This window comes from Streptomyces sp. NPDC059373, from assembly GCF_042751495.1.
In the GTDB taxonomy this organism is placed as follows: Bacteria; Actinomycetota; Actinomycetes; order Streptomycetales; family Streptomycetaceae; genus Actinacidiphila.
In genome coordinates this window covers 1-16,211 of record NZ_JBHYXC010000061.1, presented here as the reverse complement: position 1 = coordinate 16,211, position 16,211 = coordinate 1, and the positions used below count along the sequence as shown (strand labels likewise).

General features: G+C 70.9%; 16 protein-coding genes and 4 pseudogenes. 7 read left to right on the top strand and 13 right to left on the bottom strand.

Translation table 11 applies throughout. The annotated features are described in order from the left end of the window. Positions 1-52 precede the first annotated feature (52 nt). The 8 genes and pseudogenes from ACFXJ5_RS38560 to ACFXJ5_RS38525 form a co-directional block, all read right to left on the bottom strand. Complete coding sequence (locus tag ACFXJ5_RS38560) at positions 53-514, bottom strand: pyridoxamine 5'-phosphate oxidase family protein (protein ID WP_384642302.1); 462 nt, start codon at positions 512-514, stop codon at positions 53-55. After that, the gene (locus tag ACFXJ5_RS38555; protein ID WP_384642299.1) at positions 511-2,256 is read right to left on the bottom strand and encodes a SulP family inorganic anion transporter; all 1,746 of its coding nucleotides are present in this window, start codon (positions 2,254-2,256) and stop codon (positions 511-513) included. Before ACFXJ5_RS38555 ends, ACFXJ5_RS38560 begins: the two co-directional genes overlap by 4 nt. Further along, positions 2,253-2,594, bottom strand: coding sequence for an ArsR/SmtB family transcription factor (locus ACFXJ5_RS38550; protein WP_384642296.1), 342 nt, complete (start codon positions 2,592-2,594; stop codon positions 2,253-2,255). The genes ACFXJ5_RS38555 and ACFXJ5_RS38550 overlap by 4 nt, the downstream gene beginning before the upstream one ends. Before the next feature lie 369 nt (positions 2,595-2,963). Next, the gene (locus tag ACFXJ5_RS38545; protein WP_384642294.1) at positions 2,964-3,371 is read right to left on the bottom strand and encodes a hypothetical protein; all 408 of its coding nucleotides are present in this window, start codon (positions 3,369-3,371) and stop codon (positions 2,964-2,966) included. 152 nt (positions 3,372-3,523) lie between these two features. Beyond that, positions 3,524-4,039: pseudogene (locus ACFXJ5_RS38540) on the bottom strand (oleate hydratase). Positions 4,040-4,145: 106 nt separating this feature from the next. Beyond that, positions 4,146-4,295, bottom strand: a pseudogene (locus tag ACFXJ5_RS38535) (oleate hydratase); the annotation flags it as partial. A gap of 45 nt (positions 4,296-4,340) precedes the next feature. Next, the gene (locus tag ACFXJ5_RS38530) at positions 4,341-5,675 is read right to left on the bottom strand and encodes a PP2C family protein-serine/threonine phosphatase (RefSeq protein ID WP_384642291.1); all 1,335 of its coding nucleotides are present in this window, start codon (positions 5,673-5,675) and stop codon (positions 4,341-4,343) included. 199 nt (positions 5,676-5,874) lie between these two features. Continuing rightward, positions 5,875-6,318, bottom strand: a complete 444-nt coding sequence (locus tag ACFXJ5_RS38525) for a universal stress protein (RefSeq protein WP_384642289.1) — start codon at positions 6,316-6,318, stop codon at positions 5,875-5,877. 303 nt (positions 6,319-6,621) lie between these two features. On the opposite strand from ACFXJ5_RS38525, the gene ACFXJ5_RS38520 reads away from it, so the two are divergent. Further along, positions 6,622-6,744: a hypothetical protein gene (locus ACFXJ5_RS38520; RefSeq protein ID WP_384642286.1), complete on the top strand. Its 123-nt coding sequence runs from the start codon at positions 6,622-6,624 to the stop codon at positions 6,742-6,744. Between the two features lie 348 nt (positions 6,745-7,092). Continuing rightward, on the top strand, positions 7,093-7,425 hold the full coding sequence (locus tag ACFXJ5_RS38515) for a carboxymuconolactone decarboxylase family protein (protein WP_384642283.1): 333 nt from the start codon (positions 7,093-7,095) through the stop codon (positions 7,423-7,425). Between the two features lie 5 nt (positions 7,426-7,430). Here ACFXJ5_RS38515 and ACFXJ5_RS38510 read toward each other — a convergent pair whose 3' ends face one another. Beyond that, the gene (locus ACFXJ5_RS38510; RefSeq protein ID WP_384642280.1) at positions 7,431-7,817 is read right to left on the bottom strand and encodes a hypothetical protein; all 387 of its coding nucleotides are present in this window, start codon (positions 7,815-7,817) and stop codon (positions 7,431-7,433) included. A 144-nt stretch (positions 7,818-7,961) separates the two neighbouring features. On the opposite strand from ACFXJ5_RS38510, the pseudogene ACFXJ5_RS38505 reads away from it, so the two are divergent. Then, positions 7,962-8,271 (top strand): annotated as a pseudogene (locus tag ACFXJ5_RS38505) (helix-turn-helix domain-containing protein); the annotation flags it as partial. A gap of 47 nt (positions 8,272-8,318) precedes the next feature. On the opposite strand, the gene ACFXJ5_RS38500 reads toward ACFXJ5_RS38505, so the two are convergent. Beyond that, positions 8,319-8,705: a DUF302 domain-containing protein gene (locus tag ACFXJ5_RS38500; RefSeq protein ID WP_384642277.1), complete on the bottom strand. Its 387-nt coding sequence runs from the start codon at positions 8,703-8,705 to the stop codon at positions 8,319-8,321. 401 nt (positions 8,706-9,106) lie between these two features. Between ACFXJ5_RS38500 and ACFXJ5_RS38495 the strand changes: the two genes are divergently transcribed. The 4 genes from ACFXJ5_RS38495 (at position 9,107) to ACFXJ5_RS38480 (ending at position 13,048) form a co-directional block, all read left to right on the top strand. Then, positions 9,107-9,928: a sulfite exporter TauE/SafE family protein gene (locus ACFXJ5_RS38495; protein ID WP_384642274.1), complete on the top strand. Its 822-nt coding sequence runs from the start codon at positions 9,107-9,109 to the stop codon at positions 9,926-9,928. A 100-nt stretch (positions 9,929-10,028) separates the two neighbouring features. Further along, positions 10,029-12,197 carry an MMPL family transporter gene (locus tag ACFXJ5_RS38490; protein WP_384642271.1) on the top strand — a complete coding sequence of 723 codons (2,169 nt, stop codon included), beginning with the start codon at positions 10,029-10,031 and terminating at the stop codon, positions 12,195-12,197. A gap of 228 nt (positions 12,198-12,425) precedes the next feature. Then, a complete protein-coding gene (locus tag ACFXJ5_RS38485; RefSeq protein ID WP_384642268.1) occupies positions 12,426-12,692 on the top strand; it encodes a metal-sensitive transcriptional regulator in 267 nt (88 codons plus the stop codon). Positions 12,693-12,778: 86 nt separating this feature from the next. Continuing rightward, on the top strand, positions 12,779-13,048 hold the full coding sequence (locus ACFXJ5_RS38480; protein ID WP_384642266.1) for a hypothetical protein: 270 nt from the start codon (positions 12,779-12,781) through the stop codon (positions 13,046-13,048). Positions 13,049-13,221: 173 nt separating this feature from the next. Here ACFXJ5_RS38480 and ACFXJ5_RS38475 read toward each other — a convergent pair whose 3' ends face one another. From ACFXJ5_RS38475 to ACFXJ5_RS38465, 3 genes and pseudogenes are all read right to left on the bottom strand, one after another. Then, positions 13,222-14,052 carry a PIG-L family deacetylase gene (locus ACFXJ5_RS38475; RefSeq protein WP_384642263.1) on the bottom strand — a complete coding sequence of 277 codons (831 nt, stop codon included), beginning with the start codon at positions 14,050-14,052 and terminating at the stop codon, positions 13,222-13,224. Positions 14,053-14,189: 137 nt separating this feature from the next. Further along, on the bottom strand, positions 14,190-14,672 hold the full coding sequence (locus ACFXJ5_RS38470; protein WP_384642261.1) for a hypothetical protein: 483 nt from the start codon (positions 14,670-14,672) through the stop codon (positions 14,190-14,192). Positions 14,673-15,013: 341 nt separating this feature from the next. After that, positions 15,014-16,063, bottom strand: a pseudogene (locus tag ACFXJ5_RS38465) (MFS transporter); the annotation flags it as partial. Positions 16,064-16,211: the final 148 nt, after the last annotated feature.

Below are 16,211 nucleotides of genomic sequence, written 5' to 3'. Positions count from 1 at the left end.
GGCTGCGTCGGCAGCGTCAGCGTATGACGATTCCTGAGGGCGGCGTGATTGGTCACTTGGTCCGCGGCCTGCCGTTGATGTCACCGGGGGCCGGGGTACTGGTCTCGGCGATGTCGCCGAGCCGGTAGCCGTCCACATTCCGCAGGCGGACCCGCAGCAGCGTGTCGTGCGGGCCGTGCGCCCAGCCGGACAGGGTGCGCAGGTAGTGGGCCGCCTCGTTCCGATCGGTGATCACCTCGGCGGGTCCGGTGGCGGTGACCGACCAGCCGCGCCCGGTCACCGAGTGGACGTGGTCGGCGTGATAGGTCACCACGGCCGACGTCCCGCTCAGAGCCATGGCCGCGACCGGGGTGCGGACGATCAGGCGGCCGTATTCCAGCACGTGCACGGCCGGGCGGACCATCGGCACGTCCCGCTGAACGTACACCAGCCGACCCCCGGTGACGCCTTCGAGCAGCCACAGGGCCTCCGCGCCGGAGACCTCGATCATGCGACGGAGGGAAGGGGTGGTCATCGGGCTGCCTCCTCGGGAACGTTGCTCTGTGCCTGGGCTGGGGGTCCCCCCGCCGAAGGCAGGGGGAGGATCGGCAGGACCCCGGCGCAGTGCAGGTGGGTGCGGGCGGCCCGGATCGCGTCCGGTGTGGTGGCGTACACCCGGCCGTCGGCCCGCAGCGTGTCGAGCACGCCGAGGGAGTCCAGGGTGCGCAGCTGGCCGGGCCTGATCCCGGAGGCCATGACCGTGATGCCGCGCCGCTTCAGCTTGTCGATGGCGTCCTTGAGCACCAGGGCGCCGGTGGCGTCCAACGTGCTGACACGGGACATCCGCAGGATGACCACCCGTACGTCGGCGACCTCGGTCAGCTCCAGCAGGAAGCGGTGCGCGGCGGCGAAGAACAGCGGACCGTCGATCCGGTACGCGACGATGTGCTCGGCCAGCAGCGCATGCTCCTCCTCGCCGTGGTCGCCCCGGTCGAGGGGGACCTGGTCGAGCCGGGCCTGCTTGGCCACCGCCCGCAAGGCCAGGGCACCGGCCACGCCCATGCCGATCAGGACCGCCTTGACCAGGTCCAGGGCGAGTGTGGCCGACGCGGTCAGCACCAGGATGACAGCGTCTGAGCGGGTGGCCCGGGCCATGGCCCGCAGCGACCCGACCTCGACCATGCGGATCGCGGTGGCGATCAGCACCCCGGCCAGCGCAGCCAGCGGGATTCCGGCCACCAGCGGGGCGGCGGCGAAGACGATGACCGCCAGCACGGCGGCATGGGCGAGCGCGGCCAGCCGGGAGCTCGCGCCGGAGCGGACGTTGACCGCGGTGCGGGCGATCGCTCCGGTGGCGGCGACGCCACCGAACAGCGGGGCGGCGATGTTGGCCAGGCCCTGCCCGAACAGCTCCTTGTTGCTGTCGTGGCGCTGCCCCACGCTCATCGCGTCGGCCGCGCCGGCCGACATCAGCGACTCCAGCGCGGCCAACGCCGCCACCGCGACCGCCGGGGCCAGGAGCGACGGCACGTCGGACGGATGCAGGAAGGCCAGCGACGGGGCGGGAAGCCCGGCCGGCAGGTGACCGATCGTCGTGGCGCCCAGATGCAGCGCCTTTGCGGCAACCGTCGCGGCGATCACCGCGATCAGCGAGAACGGCACGGTCGGCTTCCAGCGCGTACCGGCCAGCATCAGCACGACCACCCCGGCAGTCAGGCCGATGGCCGTCCAGTTCGGCTGCCGTATGAACTCCTCGACCGCGCGCCACGCGATGGCGACAATCTTCTCGCCCTCCGGCTTCGGCACGCCCAGCGCGCTGGGCACCTGCTGCAGCCCGATCACTCCCGCGATACCCAGAGTGAAGCCCTCGATCACCGGGGCCGGGACGTAGCTCATGTACCGCCCGGCCCGTGCGAAGGCCAGGCCGACCATCATCAGCCCGGCCAGCAGCCCCACTGCCAGCACACCGCCCGTCCCGTAGCGGGCGACGATCGGCACCAGGACCACGGTCATCGCCCCGGTCGGGCCCGACACCTGGAGATTGGACCCGCCGAACACCGCCGCCAGGGCGCCTGCCACCACCGCCGTGGCCAGCCCCGCGGCCGCCCCGGCGCCCGAGGAGATCCCGAAGCCCAGCGCGAGCGGCAGGGCCACGATCGCCACGGTCAGCCCGGCCAGCAGGTCCCGGCGGGGGGTGCGGCCCATCAGTGCGAGGTCGGCGCGGGCCGGCAGCATGTCACGTACCGAACCCCAGGCCCGATCGAGGAGGGAACTCACGTGGAGAGGACCTCGGCTTCCCGCAACTCGGCCAGCAGCTCGTTCTGCCCGGCGATCATCTCGGTCAGGATCCGGCGCGCCGCCCGCAGCAGCTCCGCCACGTCCCCGCCGGTCAGCGCGTACACCACTGTCGAGCCCTCACGGCTCGAGGTCACGATCCCCGACCGGCGCAGCACCGCCAACTGCTGGGACAGCGCCGACGGCTCGACCTCTATCCGCGCCAGCAGCTCCCGCACCGGCATCGGCCCCTCCTGCAGTAGCTCCAGCACCCGGATCCGCACTGGATGCCCGAGCATGCGGAAGAACTCCGCCTTGGCCTGATACAGCGGCACCGACACCGGTTCCCCAGCCCCTATTCCTCGCTGCCCCCGTCTGGGGTGCACGGCTTGCTGCTGTGCCCGCGGCTACCTGCGGGCACAGCAGCAACAGCATGTAGCGAATTGATGATTTTTGCAATTCCTGCTGAGATCAAACGACGACAGGGGGTACGGCGAGGCGCTCCCCGGCACCCCAGGTTCTCGCGCCCGTACCGGAAACCGGTCCCTTGGACGATGTCGGACTGCCCAGCCGCGATCAGGCCGGACGCTACGCCCGGGCCGCCGGCCCCAGCCTCACGGCGAGCAGCACGGGAGGTGTCTCACCGACATGTCGGACGACAACGAGCCCGACATGACCGCACGCCTCCCCGACGGCCGCGCGGTGATCAATCACTGCAGGCGCTGCACACCACACAGCAGCGTCGCTCTCCGCGAGTTCGTGATCCCCTGGGTGCCAAAGCCCACTTCGGGGCCGACCTGACCGCCTTCGTCACCAACACCAGCTTCGGCCGCCGGTCTGAGGAGTTCGCCGCGATGGTCTTCGCCAATCGATGGCCCTTGCAGGCCTTCGACGACTGCCTCGCGGGGGTACGGCGTACGTTCGGCGACTTCGCCCAGCGCATGGCCGCCGACGGCTTCGCGTTCCTCCACGGCTGCATGCAGGCGGGCACTGTCGTGCCGGTGCTGCTTGCGGTTGCAGACGGCCGCGTGGCGGGCGCGGGCCCCAGGGAAATCAGGCCGGACGCCGTCGGTGCCGCCCCGCTCCTGCCGCAGTACTTCGGCGTAATGCCGGAACACCGGAGCCGACGATTTGGACGCTTGTTGTGGCGGGCCGCTATGAGCTGGGACAGACCCCCGGTGCCGCCCACCAGTTGCTTCAGACCGAGGTCGGCGGAGCCTCCGACCGGTCGTGCCAGGCGCAGGGACTGCGGTCCCTCGGCTTCATGTGTTCATCGCCCGTCCGCTAGCTGCGACCTCGGCGGATCTGGGGGCTCCTCCGCGGCGGCCGATGAAGGCGAGGTTCGTGGAGCCCTTGGGCACCACCTGCGCCGGTCGCCGTGCTCGCGGACCAGGAACTGGCTGGTGATGTACGGCATCAGGCACGGCACCACGGTGGAGCCGGCCGCGATGCGCTCCAAGTGCTCGTCGAACTTCAGGTGGTGCAGGACCTCGCGCAGGATCTCCTGCCCGGTGCACTCGGCCATCGGCTTGCCGACGTAGTCCCCCGGCTTGTCGGGGAGCAGACCTTAGTCCCACCAGACGGTGACGTCCTCGGGCTGCCCGCGGTAGACCGGCTGGTGGTTGAGCACGATGGTGAGCAGCCAACTGGAGGTGGGGAAGGTCATCAGGCCGCCCCGGCCGGCCTCGCGGCCGCTGAGGGACTCCATCAGCTCGAAGAAGAGCGGGTCCTTGGCGGTCACGGTGAAGGACTCCCAGGTGGAGTCCCTGATGGTCTTGTTGAACACGCGCGGGTTGCCGAAGTCCTCGCGTCCCCTGGCCACCACTGCCACAGCCGCCAGTGGCCCGACGAGCCGAATTCGTCCAGCACCGGCGCGGCGGTGTCCGACCCAGGCGTGAACCCGCCGTCATGGAACCGTTGGTGACGAAGACGAGGTCGTCGGGGGCCACCTGGGTGTGCTCCTTGCGGCCATCGTGGGTGTACAGGATCTGTTCGACCGTCGGCCGGCAGCTCCAGCGCGGCGCGCAGGATCGCGGTGTCATGCCGGCAGGACAGGTGATACGGGACCAAATCGTTCGGTATATCCGTCATGGCCGGCCGGGGGTGCGCAGCGCGAGGATGGCCATGTCGTCGTGGCCGTCGCTGGGATGCTCGTCGGCCAGGGTCCGGCACAACTGGTTCAGGGGCCGGCCGGCGTGGGTGGCGGCGAGGACGGCGAGGGCGTTCAGGCCTTCGTCGAGGGGCCGGCCGGGGTGTTCGACGAGGCCGTCGGTGAACATCACGACGGTGGCGTCACCGGGTAGCGGGTGGGTGTGGTCGGGGCGGTGCTGGTCCGGATCCACGCCCAGCGGCACCCCGGGGTCGCCGTGCAGATAGTGGACCCGGCCGTCGGGGAGGAGCAGGAGGGGCGGGGGGTGGCCGGCGGTGCTCCAGTGCAGGGTCCAGGCGTGCCCGGTTGGTTCGATGCGGGCCAGGCAGGCGGTGGTGACCGGATTCTCGGTGATGGCGTGGAGGGTGCGGTCAAGCTGGGTGAGCACCGCGCTGGGCGGGGTGAGCCGGTCGTAAAGCAGGGCGCGCAGCATGTTGCGGGTCTGCGCCATGGCAGCCGCGGCCTTGAGGTCGTGGCCAACGACGTCGCCGATGACCACGGCGCAGGCGCCGTCGGGCAGCAGCAGGGCGTCGTACCAGTCTCCGCCCAGGTGGCCTGGGGCGGCCGCGGGCCGGTAGACGGCCGCCGCCTGGAAGGGGCGCAGGTCGGGCAGCTGGGGCAGGAGGAGGCGCTGGAACTGCTCAGCGCTTCTGCGGACCTGCTGGTAGAGGCGGGCATGTTCGATGGCGACACCGGCGGCGCCGGCGAGCGCGACGACGACCGACTCGTCGTGGACGTCGAAGGGCAGCCCGTCGCGCCGTTCGGACAGATACAGGTTGCCGTAGATCTGACCACGGACGGTGATGGCCACCCCCAGCAGGGTGCGCATCGGAGGGTGGCCGGGCGGGAAACCGACGGAATCCGGGTGGTGGGAGATCGCCTCCACCCGCAGCGGCGCCGGATCGTGGATCAGACGCCCCAGCAGGCCGCGACCGTGCGGGAACTCCACGCCCGACAGGCCCGCGACCTCGTGCTCGGTCAGGCCCACGGGGATGAACTGCGACAGTCCCTGGCCGTGCTGGTCGAGCACGGCCAGGGCGCCGTAGCGGGCGCCGACCAGGTCCATCGCGGTGCTCACGATCCGGCGCAGCACCACGGACAGCTCCAGATCGCGACTGACGGCCAACACCGCTTCCAGCAGGGCCTGCAGCCTCCTCTGGGCGCGGGACAGTTCCAGGAGCTGCTCGCTGACGCGGTCTGGCCGGGTCTCCCGACGCCGCTGCAGCCCAGGAGTGCCCGCTACGGGCCGCCGCGGTACGTCTTCCCGGCCCATCGGCGCTGCCCTTCCGTGCGACGGCCGCTTGGCCCGCCGCACCGGCCTCAGGGGCTCGCCACGTCGGGACCGGGCTCTGGCCGGGCGCTCCCAGGCACAAGCGTCCCGTCAGGCCTCATGTCCACGATAGAAGAACACGATCGCCACCGGCGTCTCGCGCACACTCAGGTACCCGCCGGCCGGCCCCGTTCCACCATGGTCAGCCCTCGCCATCGCGGACGACGACCACCGGGCAGGTCGCATGATGCACGCAGTGCTGGCTCACCGAGCCGAGCAGCGCCTCGGTGAACCCGCCACGCCCCCGGTTACCCACCACCAGCAGTTCGGCGCCGCGAGCTGTGTCGAGCAGGGCCCGCGCCGCGTTCCCGACGCTCACGCTCTCGCGGATCTCGACACCCGGCTCGTCCTTGGCGACCTTTGCGACCGCCTCGGCGAGAACGGCGCCGGCGGCGGCTTCGACGTCGGTGTCCACCGGCAGAGCGGCGAAGCCGTAGGCCGCGGGGAACTCCCAGGCGATCACCGCGTCCACCGTGCCGCCCAGCAGCCGGGCCTGGCGCAGTGCCCACCGCAGCGCTTCCTCGGACGACGTCGAGCCGTCGACCCCGACCACGATCCGCGCGGGTGCGGTGCCTTGGGAACCCATGGTCTGCCTCCTTCTTGTTGGTCCGCTGAGGCCCTTTACGTTGCCCGGTCTCCGGGGGTACCCGCGAGGGCCATACAGGTCCGATGTCCCGGGACCATCGGGCCCGAACAGTTCGTGGTGTCGCTGCCACGTGCGCGGTCTACCGGGCGGCCGGTGAAGGGCATCCGGCTCGTGTGCCACCACGTAATGGCTGGTCGCACAGCGCAGGGTCAGAACAGTCAGGCAGCGGCCCCGTCAGGCACACTGTGCGGTCACCGCCCGGTCGTGCCGCCGGAGGCAGCCGCAGTCGTGACATGCCTGGCCATGGTGCACGACACCTCCACGGTGTGGCTGGCGGCCGGCCTCGTCCGGACGGTAGTGGGCGTCGTGGACGTCACCTTCGACATCACAGCCGGCCGGGCGGGAACGGCCGCCCGGTCTCAGTAGAGCGAACCCGGCCACATCCCTGCTGACCGGGAACGGTGTCGGCGAAGTCAGCCGTGCGGTCCGGGCCTCTCCTTGCCGCCGATCCGGTAACGGCGGCACGGGGAGGCGAACCCGCAGGCGAGTCCGGCGACCCCGGCGGCGACGAAGCCGCTGCTGTCCGTCACGACGGCCAGTTCGTACGACCCTCCGACTGCTCGTGGTCTCTTGCCCTACCGCGGTGCCAGGGGCATCGAGAGATGCAGGTCAGACGGAATGTCCCTAGGGCCGGATAGGTGGGTCCAACGCAGGAGAACCTTGCTTCCCCGCCACTGCCGCGTCGGCTCCCGGACACCCCTAGGAGATGGTCGCATGACTGCATCATCCGAAACTCCTGTCCTCGACACCCTGACCGCCATGACCCTCGACTCCATCGAGCGATGCGGCCTACCTGCCGACACCCTCATCCTCACCCGTATCGCCGCGCTCGCCGCCATGGACGCGCCGCCGATGTCCTACCTCGCCCACGTCGACCCCGCCATCAAGGCCAACCTGACCCCGACCCAGGTGCAGGACGTCCTGGTCGCGATCGCGCCAATCGTGGGCACTGCCCGTGCGATGTCGGCGGCCTCCCACATCACCGAGGCACTCGGCTTCGCCGTCGCTGTCGCCGAAGCCGAAGCCGAGTCGGAACGCGGAGCGTAGCCCCGCTATCGGAGATTCGGGCTGGCCACGCGGGCCGTAGTTGCCATCGCCCACCAGCTCAGCACCCGGCTCGGCGGCACCGTCAGCGCCCACGGTCGGGGGCCCGAAGGCGGTTCATGCTGCGAGTGAGAGTTCAGCCCGCTTGTGGTGCTGCTGTTCGAACTCCACGGGGAGAGGTAGCCCAGGGCGCTGTGGCGGCGGGCGTTGGAGTAGGTGAGCCACTGGAATTGTTCGCGGCGGGTCAGATCACGCACGGCTGCCGGGATATGGGTGGAATCGGTGCGCTGGCGCCCCCGCTCCATGACCTGCCCGGCTTCCCGCAGGCGTTCCAGCGCGAGGTCCAGCAGAAGGTCGGCACGGCCATCCCCGGCGAGCCGGCAACGGAGTCGCACAGCACGCTGCGGTGGATCCGGAATCATCCAAGGGCAAGGCGAGGGCGTACGTGAAGTCGATCCGGCAGCGCGCCACCTCTGCAGCCTGCCGGTCCGACAAGTGGTACAGGACCTGCAGCACGCTGACGGTGGCCGGTTGGGCGCGCCGACGAACTCCTGACCGGCGTCCGTACCGTGGCCTGGGGCGAAGCCCTCCTCTCCCCGGTGGCCACCCGCGCGCTCATCGCCCGCTTCCTCAACGCGCCCGAACCCGGCGCCCACCTGGCGCCGCCCGAACTCCTCGAAACCCTCACGGCCCGCGAGCGGGGGTCATGGCGCCAGCCGCCGAGGGGCAGTGCGACCACGAGGCCGCCGAACAACTCGTCGTCGGCGCGCCATGACGAAACCGGGCGCCCGAGACCGCGCCCGACTCGCCGTCATCGCCAACCAGTCCGGCCTCGCACGGCCCCCACCTGCCTCACCCAGATCGCGACCGGGCTGTGCCTTCCATGAACCAGGCCATCAGGCAAGGGCGGCGAGGGCCGCGTCGAGGCGGGCGGCGGCCTCGTCGGCGACGGGCTGCAGGGCGGGCAGCCCGGTGAGGGCGACCATCGTGTTCGGGTCGAGGGCCTGGACGAGGGTGTGGTCGCCCGCTCGGCGTACGACGACGTTGCAGGGCAGGAGCAGACCGATGCTGCGGTCGGCGTCGAGGGCGCGGTGGGCCAGGGGCGGGTTGCAGGCGCCGAGGATCAGGTAGTCCTCCATGTCGTGGCCGAGCTTGGACTTGAGGGTGACGGTGACGTCGATCTCGGTCAGGACGCCGAAGCCCTGGGCAGCGAGGGCTTCGCGTACGGCCTCGACGGTGGTGGCGAAGTCGCTGGTCAGGCTGATGGTGCGGTCGTAGTTCACGGGTTCCTCCCTGACGGACGGGCGCTGGTTGACAGGACACCGCTCTGGCGCCCGCACGCCCTCAAATATACCCCCATGGGTATCGATGTTACGGTGAGGCACATACCCCCAGGGGTAATCATCCGCTGGAGAGGAGTGCATCCGCGTTCTTCACTGACCCCAGCCTGCTCGCCGGCGCGGTCCTGCCGTAGGCCGCGCAGGGCAAGCCGGTCGTGGTGATCTGCCGCTCCGGCGCCCGTTCCCGCAGGGCGGCCTCGGCCCTCGCCCAGCAGGGTGGACGTCGTCGACGTCACTGGAGGGATGAGCGCCTGACAGCAGGCCGGGCTGCCGGTTGTGGACGGGCGCGGCAAGCCCGGCACCCTAGCGGGAACGCCGTCGTCCTCGCGCTGGTCGCGGGGGCGGTGGTCGGTCTGGCGCTCGGCGCGCTGGGCGGAGGCGGCAGCGTGCTGGCCGTCCCCACGCTGATCTATCTCCTGGGGTTCACCCCGGCCGGTGCCACCACCGCAAGCCTGATCATCGTCACCGCCACCTCCGCGACCGCGCTGGTCGCCCACGCCCTCTCCGGGAACGTGCACTGGCGTACCGGACTGCTGTTCGCGGGCGCGGGGCTCCTTCCGGCGGCTGCGGCCGGGGCATTGTCGGCCCGTCTGCCGCAGGCCGCGCTCACCATGGCCATCGGCGCGCTGCGCATGCTGACCCTTGATCGGCCGGACTCCGCCCGCGAGCCTGCGCCGGAGCCGGTGGCGTCGCCCGGCGCCCGGCGAAGGCCGCCCGGCGGACAGGCCGAGCAGCCTGGAGCCGGCGGACAGGTCGAACACGTTCCGGCGGCCCGGGCTGTCGCACCGGAGCGGGTCGCCGCCCGGCCGACGGCGGCCGCCGGGGCCGGTGCGGCGCTCGGGGCGCTGACCGGGCTGCTGGGGGTGGGCGGCGGGTTCCTGGCCGCATCCACGCTCGTGTCCGTCGTGGGCCTGCGCATGCGCGTGGCGGTCGGCACCAGCCTGCTCGTCATCACCGCCAACTCCGCCACCGCCCTGACCGCCCGTGCGGGCGGCGCGGGCGGCCTGGACTGGGCGGTCGTCGGCCCGTTCACCGCCGCCGCGATCCTCGGCGCCTGGGACGGCAAGCGGCTGGCCGCGAAGGTCTCCGGCCCCGTCCTGCAACGCGTGTTCGCTGTATTGCTGCTGGCAGTGGCCCTGTTCATGGCTGTCGATGCCCTGCTGTAACCCCCGAGGGCCGACCGTTGGGGATACGGGTGGGGGTATCAGGTACCCTCACCCTTAACGCGAGAAATTACCCCCCGGGGTATTCCAAGGAGGCTCCACCATGACCAGCGTCGACCAAACCCACGCCGAGGCGGGGCGCGCCGACCGGCCCCCGAAGAGCGCCGCTCCGCCCGGCCCGCTGGGACGCCTCGGTGACTGGACGGCCACGCACTTCAGGGCCGTCCTGGCGGGCTGGGTGATCGTGGTCGCCGTGCTCGGCGCCTTCGCCCCGCAGGTGACCACCGCACTGTCCGGCGCGGGCTGGCAGAGCAACGGCTCGGAATCGGTCAAGGTCCGCGAACTGGCCCAGCAGCACTTCGGTGGTACCGGCTCCACCGCGATCCAGGTCATCGTCCACGCCGACAAGCCCGTCACCGACCCCGCGGTCCAGACCGTCCTGGCCAAGGCGACCAAGCTGCTGACCGCCGACGACCGGATCTCCGAGGTCGTCCAGCCCCAGGCCGGGGCGACGATCAGCCGGGACGGCAGGACCGCCGTGCTGCTCGGCGGCGCCAAGGCGAACCCGGACGACATGGTCCGCGCCAGCGACGACCTCAAGGATCCGCTGCGCGCGCTGTCCACCGACGGGATCACCGTGCGGGCCACCGGCGCGTCCGTCATGTGGAGCGACTTCAACACCGCCAACCTCGACGCGATGATCCACGCCGAGATCCTGTCCTGGCCGGTCACCCTGGTCGTCCTCGTCCTCGCCTTCGGCTCGCTCGTCGCCGCCGGCCTGCCCCTGCTGCTCACCATGGCCGGCCTTGCCGCCTCCGTCGGGTCGCTGGTGCTGATCAGCTATGTCACGCCGATCTCCATCTGGGCCATGGACTTCGCCCTGATGTTCGCCCTCGCCCTGGGCATCGACTACGCGCTCTTCCTCGTCATCCGCTTCCGCGGCGCCCTCGCCCACCAAGGCGACCCACGCCGCGCAGTGGAAGAGACCATGGACACCGCCGGCAAGGCCGTCCTGCTGTCCGGACTGACCGTGCTCGTCAGCCTGTCCGCCGTGATGCTGGTGCCCGCCCCGGCGGTACGCACCATGGCCGTGGGCATCATGCTCTCCGTCGTCTTCGTACTCGCCGCCACCTTGACCCTGCTGCCGGCCGTCCTGGGCAAACTCGGCCCGCGCGTCAACAAGCTCGCCCTCCCCCGGACCCGTACCGACCAGACCAACTCCCCGCGCTTCCTCGCCTGGGGCGAGCAGCTGTGGCGTCACCCGCTGCGCTACGGCGTGCCCGCCGTCCTGGTGCTGGTCGCGCTCGCCGTCCCGGTGTTCGGGCTGAAGACCGCGATGCCGTCCATCACCGTCGTCCCCGCCGCCGACAGCTCACGGCAGGGTTACGAACTCGCCCAGCAGGCCCTCGGCAAGGGCGCTCCCGGCATGCTCCAGATCGTCACACCCACCGCCCAGGCGCAGGCCACCGCGCGTACCCTCGCCGCCGCCGACGGCATCGCCGCCGTCATGCCCGCCCAGCCCGCCGCCGACGGCTCGCGCTACAGCCTGATCCAGGCCATGCCCTCGGCCGACCCGTCCGACGACTCACTGAAGGACACCGTCGCGGAGTTGCGGGCCGAACTCCCCGACCAGGCACTGGTCGGCGGAGCCGCCGTGGAGAACCTCGACCTCAAGCAGGCCCTGGACGACAAGGCCCCGCTGGTCATCGGCGTCATCCTGGCCCTCGGCTTCGTCCTGCTCCTGATCGCCCTCCAGGCCCCGCTGATCGCCGCCCTCGGCGTGGTCACCAACCTGCTCGCCACCGCCGCCGCCTTCGGCGTCGCCCGGCTGATCTTCCAGGACGGCTACGGCTCCGGGCTGCTCGGCTTCGAACCGCAGGGCTTCCTCGACGGATGGGGCCCGGTCTTCTTCTTCGCGATGATCTTCGCCATCGCCATGGACTACACCGTCTTCCTCCTGTCCTCCGCCAAGGAGCACTTCGAGCACACCGGCGACCCCCGACATGCGATGACCGGGGCCCTCGCGCACTCCGGCCGCGTCATCTTCGCCGCCGCCGGCGTCATGGTCGCCGTCTTCTTCACCTTCGCCCTCGCCGACCCCCTCCCGCCCAAGGAGATGGGCATCGTCCTGGGCACCGCCGTCCTCCTCGATGCCTTCCTCATCCGCCTCGTCCTGCTCCCCGCCCTGCTCCGCCTCACCGGCCGCGCCGCCTGGTGGAGCCCCGCCTGGCTGCGCAAGGCCCTGCCCAACATCCGCTTCTCCCACGACTGACCCCTCCCCCGCCACCGGTGGCGCCGGGCCCGCACCCGGGGCCACCGATACCCCAGGGGGTACGATGGACAGCCACGCCCCGTCCGAGCGGCGCCGCGGGCCCCGCGAAACGCCCCCCGGCCCGGCGGCCGCGCGGGGCCCCACCGCAGCCAGGGGGCGCGCCCTCAGCACCGCGCCCTCAGCACCGGATCGCCCGGACCGGACCAGCCCACCAGGAGGACACACACCGTGAAGGTCGACGAAGAATCCAGCACCGCCGTTCTGAACCGCCTGCGCCGCGCCCAGGGACAGCTCGCCGGCGTCATCGCCATGATCGAAGCAGGCCGCGACTGCAAGGACGTCGTTACCCAACTCGCCGCCGTCTCCCGGGCCCTGGACCGCGCCGGCTTCAAAATCGTCGCCAGCGGCATGCGCCAGTGCATGACAACCGCCGACGGCGACGCCCCTCCCATGAGCGAAGCCGAACTCGAAAAGCTCTTCCTCGCCCTCGCCTGAAACACCCGTCCGAACCCGCCCCTCCGGGGGGCAACCCCCAACAGACCCGGTGTGCTCAGCGGGAGATCGCCGTCGAGGCGGCGGCGATGTCCCCGGCTTCTGCCGGCAGCGCGCCCACACCGCGCGGCCGGGCCCGCCCCGGCGGGCAGGAGCTGCCGGTCCTCAGCCTCGACGCCACCGGCGTGACGCCGGTCCCCTCCGATCTGCGCACCCCAGCCCCGCCCCCGCCGGTCGGCACGCAGCCGCCCTCGGCCCAGCTGCCCTGGCGGGAGCGGACCGGGCGCACGCGCATGGCATGCGTCACCGCCCGCTACGACGCGGCGCCCCGGTGTGCGACATCCCTCGAGTTCCCCTGAGCCCACGTCCTCAGACTCGCGCGGCAACGGGACTTCATAGGCGTCTCCTGGTCGAGGTCCCTCGATGGTGCGGGCGAAGGATGCCGGTTGCCGGAATCGGGAACGGTGCCCTGCGTCGGGGTTCCAGCCGTCGCAGGGCACCGCCGTGCTGGGCGGTCCGGGAGAGCGGGAGGTCAGCGCAGTCCGGCGAACAGGTCGTTCTCCGGGAAGGCCGCGCCGGTGGTGTCGTGGACCCGGACGAAGGTCTCCACGCCCATCAGCTGCGTGAACCGCTCCTTGCCCAGTCGCAGGAAGAAGGCGCTGTCGCTCTGGCTCGCATGCGCGGCCAGAGCGTCGAACTTCTGGCTGGCGAACGGTGTGGTGTCCACCCAGGTGGTGATCTCTTCGTCGGGAAGCCCGATTTCGGGCAAGGGCCCGTCGTCCCCGAGCGGATCCAGACCCTGCTCGTCCGTGTCGCCGAACTCGCGCATGATCTGCCCGAACTTCGAACGCGGCACCGTTGTCCAGTAGACCTTCCGCGCGATCCCGGTCTTGTGCAGCGCGGCCATGGTGATCCGGTTCGCCTGGATGTGGTCGGGGTGGCCGTAGAAGCCGTTCTCGTCGTAGGTCACCACCACATCAGGCTGGTAAAGCTCCATCAGTTTGCCCAGCCGGGCCGCCGCTTCCTCCACCGGAGTACTCCAGAAGGACCCGGGTGCGTCGTTGGCCGGCCAGCCCATCATGCCGGAGTCGGTGTAGCCGAGCAGCTCAAGGTGGGTGACCCCCAGGACTTCGCAGCTCGCCTCGAGTTCCTTTCGGCGCGTCGAGACGACGGCGGCCGGATCATGTCCGGGCTCACCGTGCTTCGCGCCGCCCGCCCCGTCACCACAGCTGCCGTCGGTACACGTGACAAGTACCGTCTGAATGCCCTCGGTCGCGTAACGCCGCAGGACCCCTCCGGTCCCCGTGGCCTCGTCGTCCGGGTGAGCGTGCACTGCCATCAGCGTCATGGGCCGGTCAGTCATCAATTCATCCTCTGGTCGTTCGTTCTCAGCTGCTACCACGGTGCTGAAACCCGCCGCTGCGGGACGCGAGTTTCGTCAATGCCCTGGGACGGTCCCGGAGCCTAACCGTGTTGGACGGACTCGGAGCCCGAGGCCGGCTACGCGGTCATCGCGACGGCGGCCTTGGCGAGCGAGGGCGCGGCGCTCGCCGTCTGCGGCCGCCGCTCGGCGAACACGACCGCCCGCAGCACCAGGAACCGTGCAATGCCCGCGAGCCCGGACGCCGACAGATACACCGCCTGCTCGGTCAGAGCGGACCGCGCGGACTGGACCGCGTACAGCCCGAGCAATGCGGCGGTGGTGAACGCGTAGCTGACGGCCACGGTCAGCGCCGACTGCAGATGCACCCCCCAGCCGCCGCGCCCGCTGCGGAACGAGACCCGCGCGTGCAGCTCGGTGGCGACCAGCGTGGAGACCACCGTCACCAGGGCGTTGGCAAGGGCCATCGGCATGCTGCCGTGCAGCAGCAGCAACACGCCACTGGAGGCAAGGCCCACGCCGCCGCCGCACACGACGAAGCGCACGAACGCCGCGGCGGCCGGCTTCGTCGAGCGTTGCTGGGAGCGGGACTTGCTGGTCACGGCGGGCCTCCGGGGTGGGTTTGAATCGCTGCTCCGATTCCACTCCAGAACCTGGGGTCCGGTCGTCCACCGAACGACCGGGGTGACCCCCGACTTCCCCTGAGGGTTACCGCCCAAGGCACCCCGGGGGTTACCCCTGAGGTGTCCACCGGCGCACGCCGGTCGTTCTGTTGTGGAGTGGCGTCCGACGGGCAGGCCCCGCCCGTGGGGCGAGGCCCGCCCGTCGGGTCATCGGGCCAGTTCGTCGGCGGACACCGCCGCCAGCGCATCTCCGGTGGAACGGTCGGCCATGGGCCCACCATTCGATCGTCCGGCGATGGTGCGTCGAATGGCTGGCCCGGTCATTGGGACTCCAGGGCGGGGGCCAACTCTGCTTCGGGATGGGCAGGCAGCAGTAGCAGGGTGACAATCGCGCCTGCGACGCTGACGCCGGCGACGACGAGGCAGGCAACGCTGAAGCCGTCGAAGAACGCCGTGGACACTGCGGCGTGGACGGACTTCGCGAGTGCGGGGTGGCCGCCCAGGCCAGTGTGATTGGCGAGGTTGAGTGCGCCGCCGACGGATTCGTGGGCGGTGCGCGCGAGCGGCGGAGCCAGCTCCGTGGGCAACATCGTGGTCAGTCGGTTGTTGTAAATAGAGGCGAAAACGCTGCCGACCACGGCGACGCCGAGCGTGCTTCCAAGCAGGCGGGTGGCATCGTTGACAGCGGAGCCGACGCCAGCTTTGGCCTTTGGCACAACCCCCATGATCGCCTCGGTCGCGGGTGCGCTGACGAGTCCCACGCCGCTGCCGCCGAGCAGCATCTGGCCGACGATCTCGAGGTAGCTGGTTGTCACGCTTGCGGTGGAGACCCATGCGAAGAAGCCGGCGAGAAAGACCAGGCCGACGGTTACGACCTGCTTGGTGCCGAAGCGCACTGCGAACTTGGTGCCGAGCACCGACATGATTCCCACGGACAGCGCGACCGGCAGCAGGCGGACGCCCGTGGAGAGCGGCCCGTAACCCTTGAAGAACTGGAAATACTGAGTGATCAGGAAGCTGAAGCCGGACAGCCCGAAGAAGGTGACGGTGACGGAGGCGCAGGCGGCGGTGAAACGAGGGTTGCGGAAGAGGCTGACATCGAGCATCGGCTCCGCGGCGGTGGCCTCGCGGACGACGAATACGGCGAACACCGCTGCTGCGACTGCGAAGCCCGCGAGAGTACGGCCGCTGCTCCAACCGTACTTAGGGGCCTCGATCAGCGTGTAGGTCAGCAGCGCGATCGCCGCGCTCGAGAGCACCAGTCCCGGGCCGTCGGTCTTGTGCGCGGCTGGATCGCGCGAAGTCGGCACGCTCCAGGCGACGAGGGCGGCGCCGACAGCGGCGACGGGCGCCATCGCGAAGAAGATGCTCTTCCAGCACCAGCTGTCAGGCGAACGTCACCGACATCACCCAATCAAGTCCAGTAGCGTTCAGGGCCATGCCGTTTCCCGGGGAGCACAGACCGGTTGTCGTTGTCGCGTACCGGCCGCAGTGGCCGGTGGAGTTCGTTGATCTTGC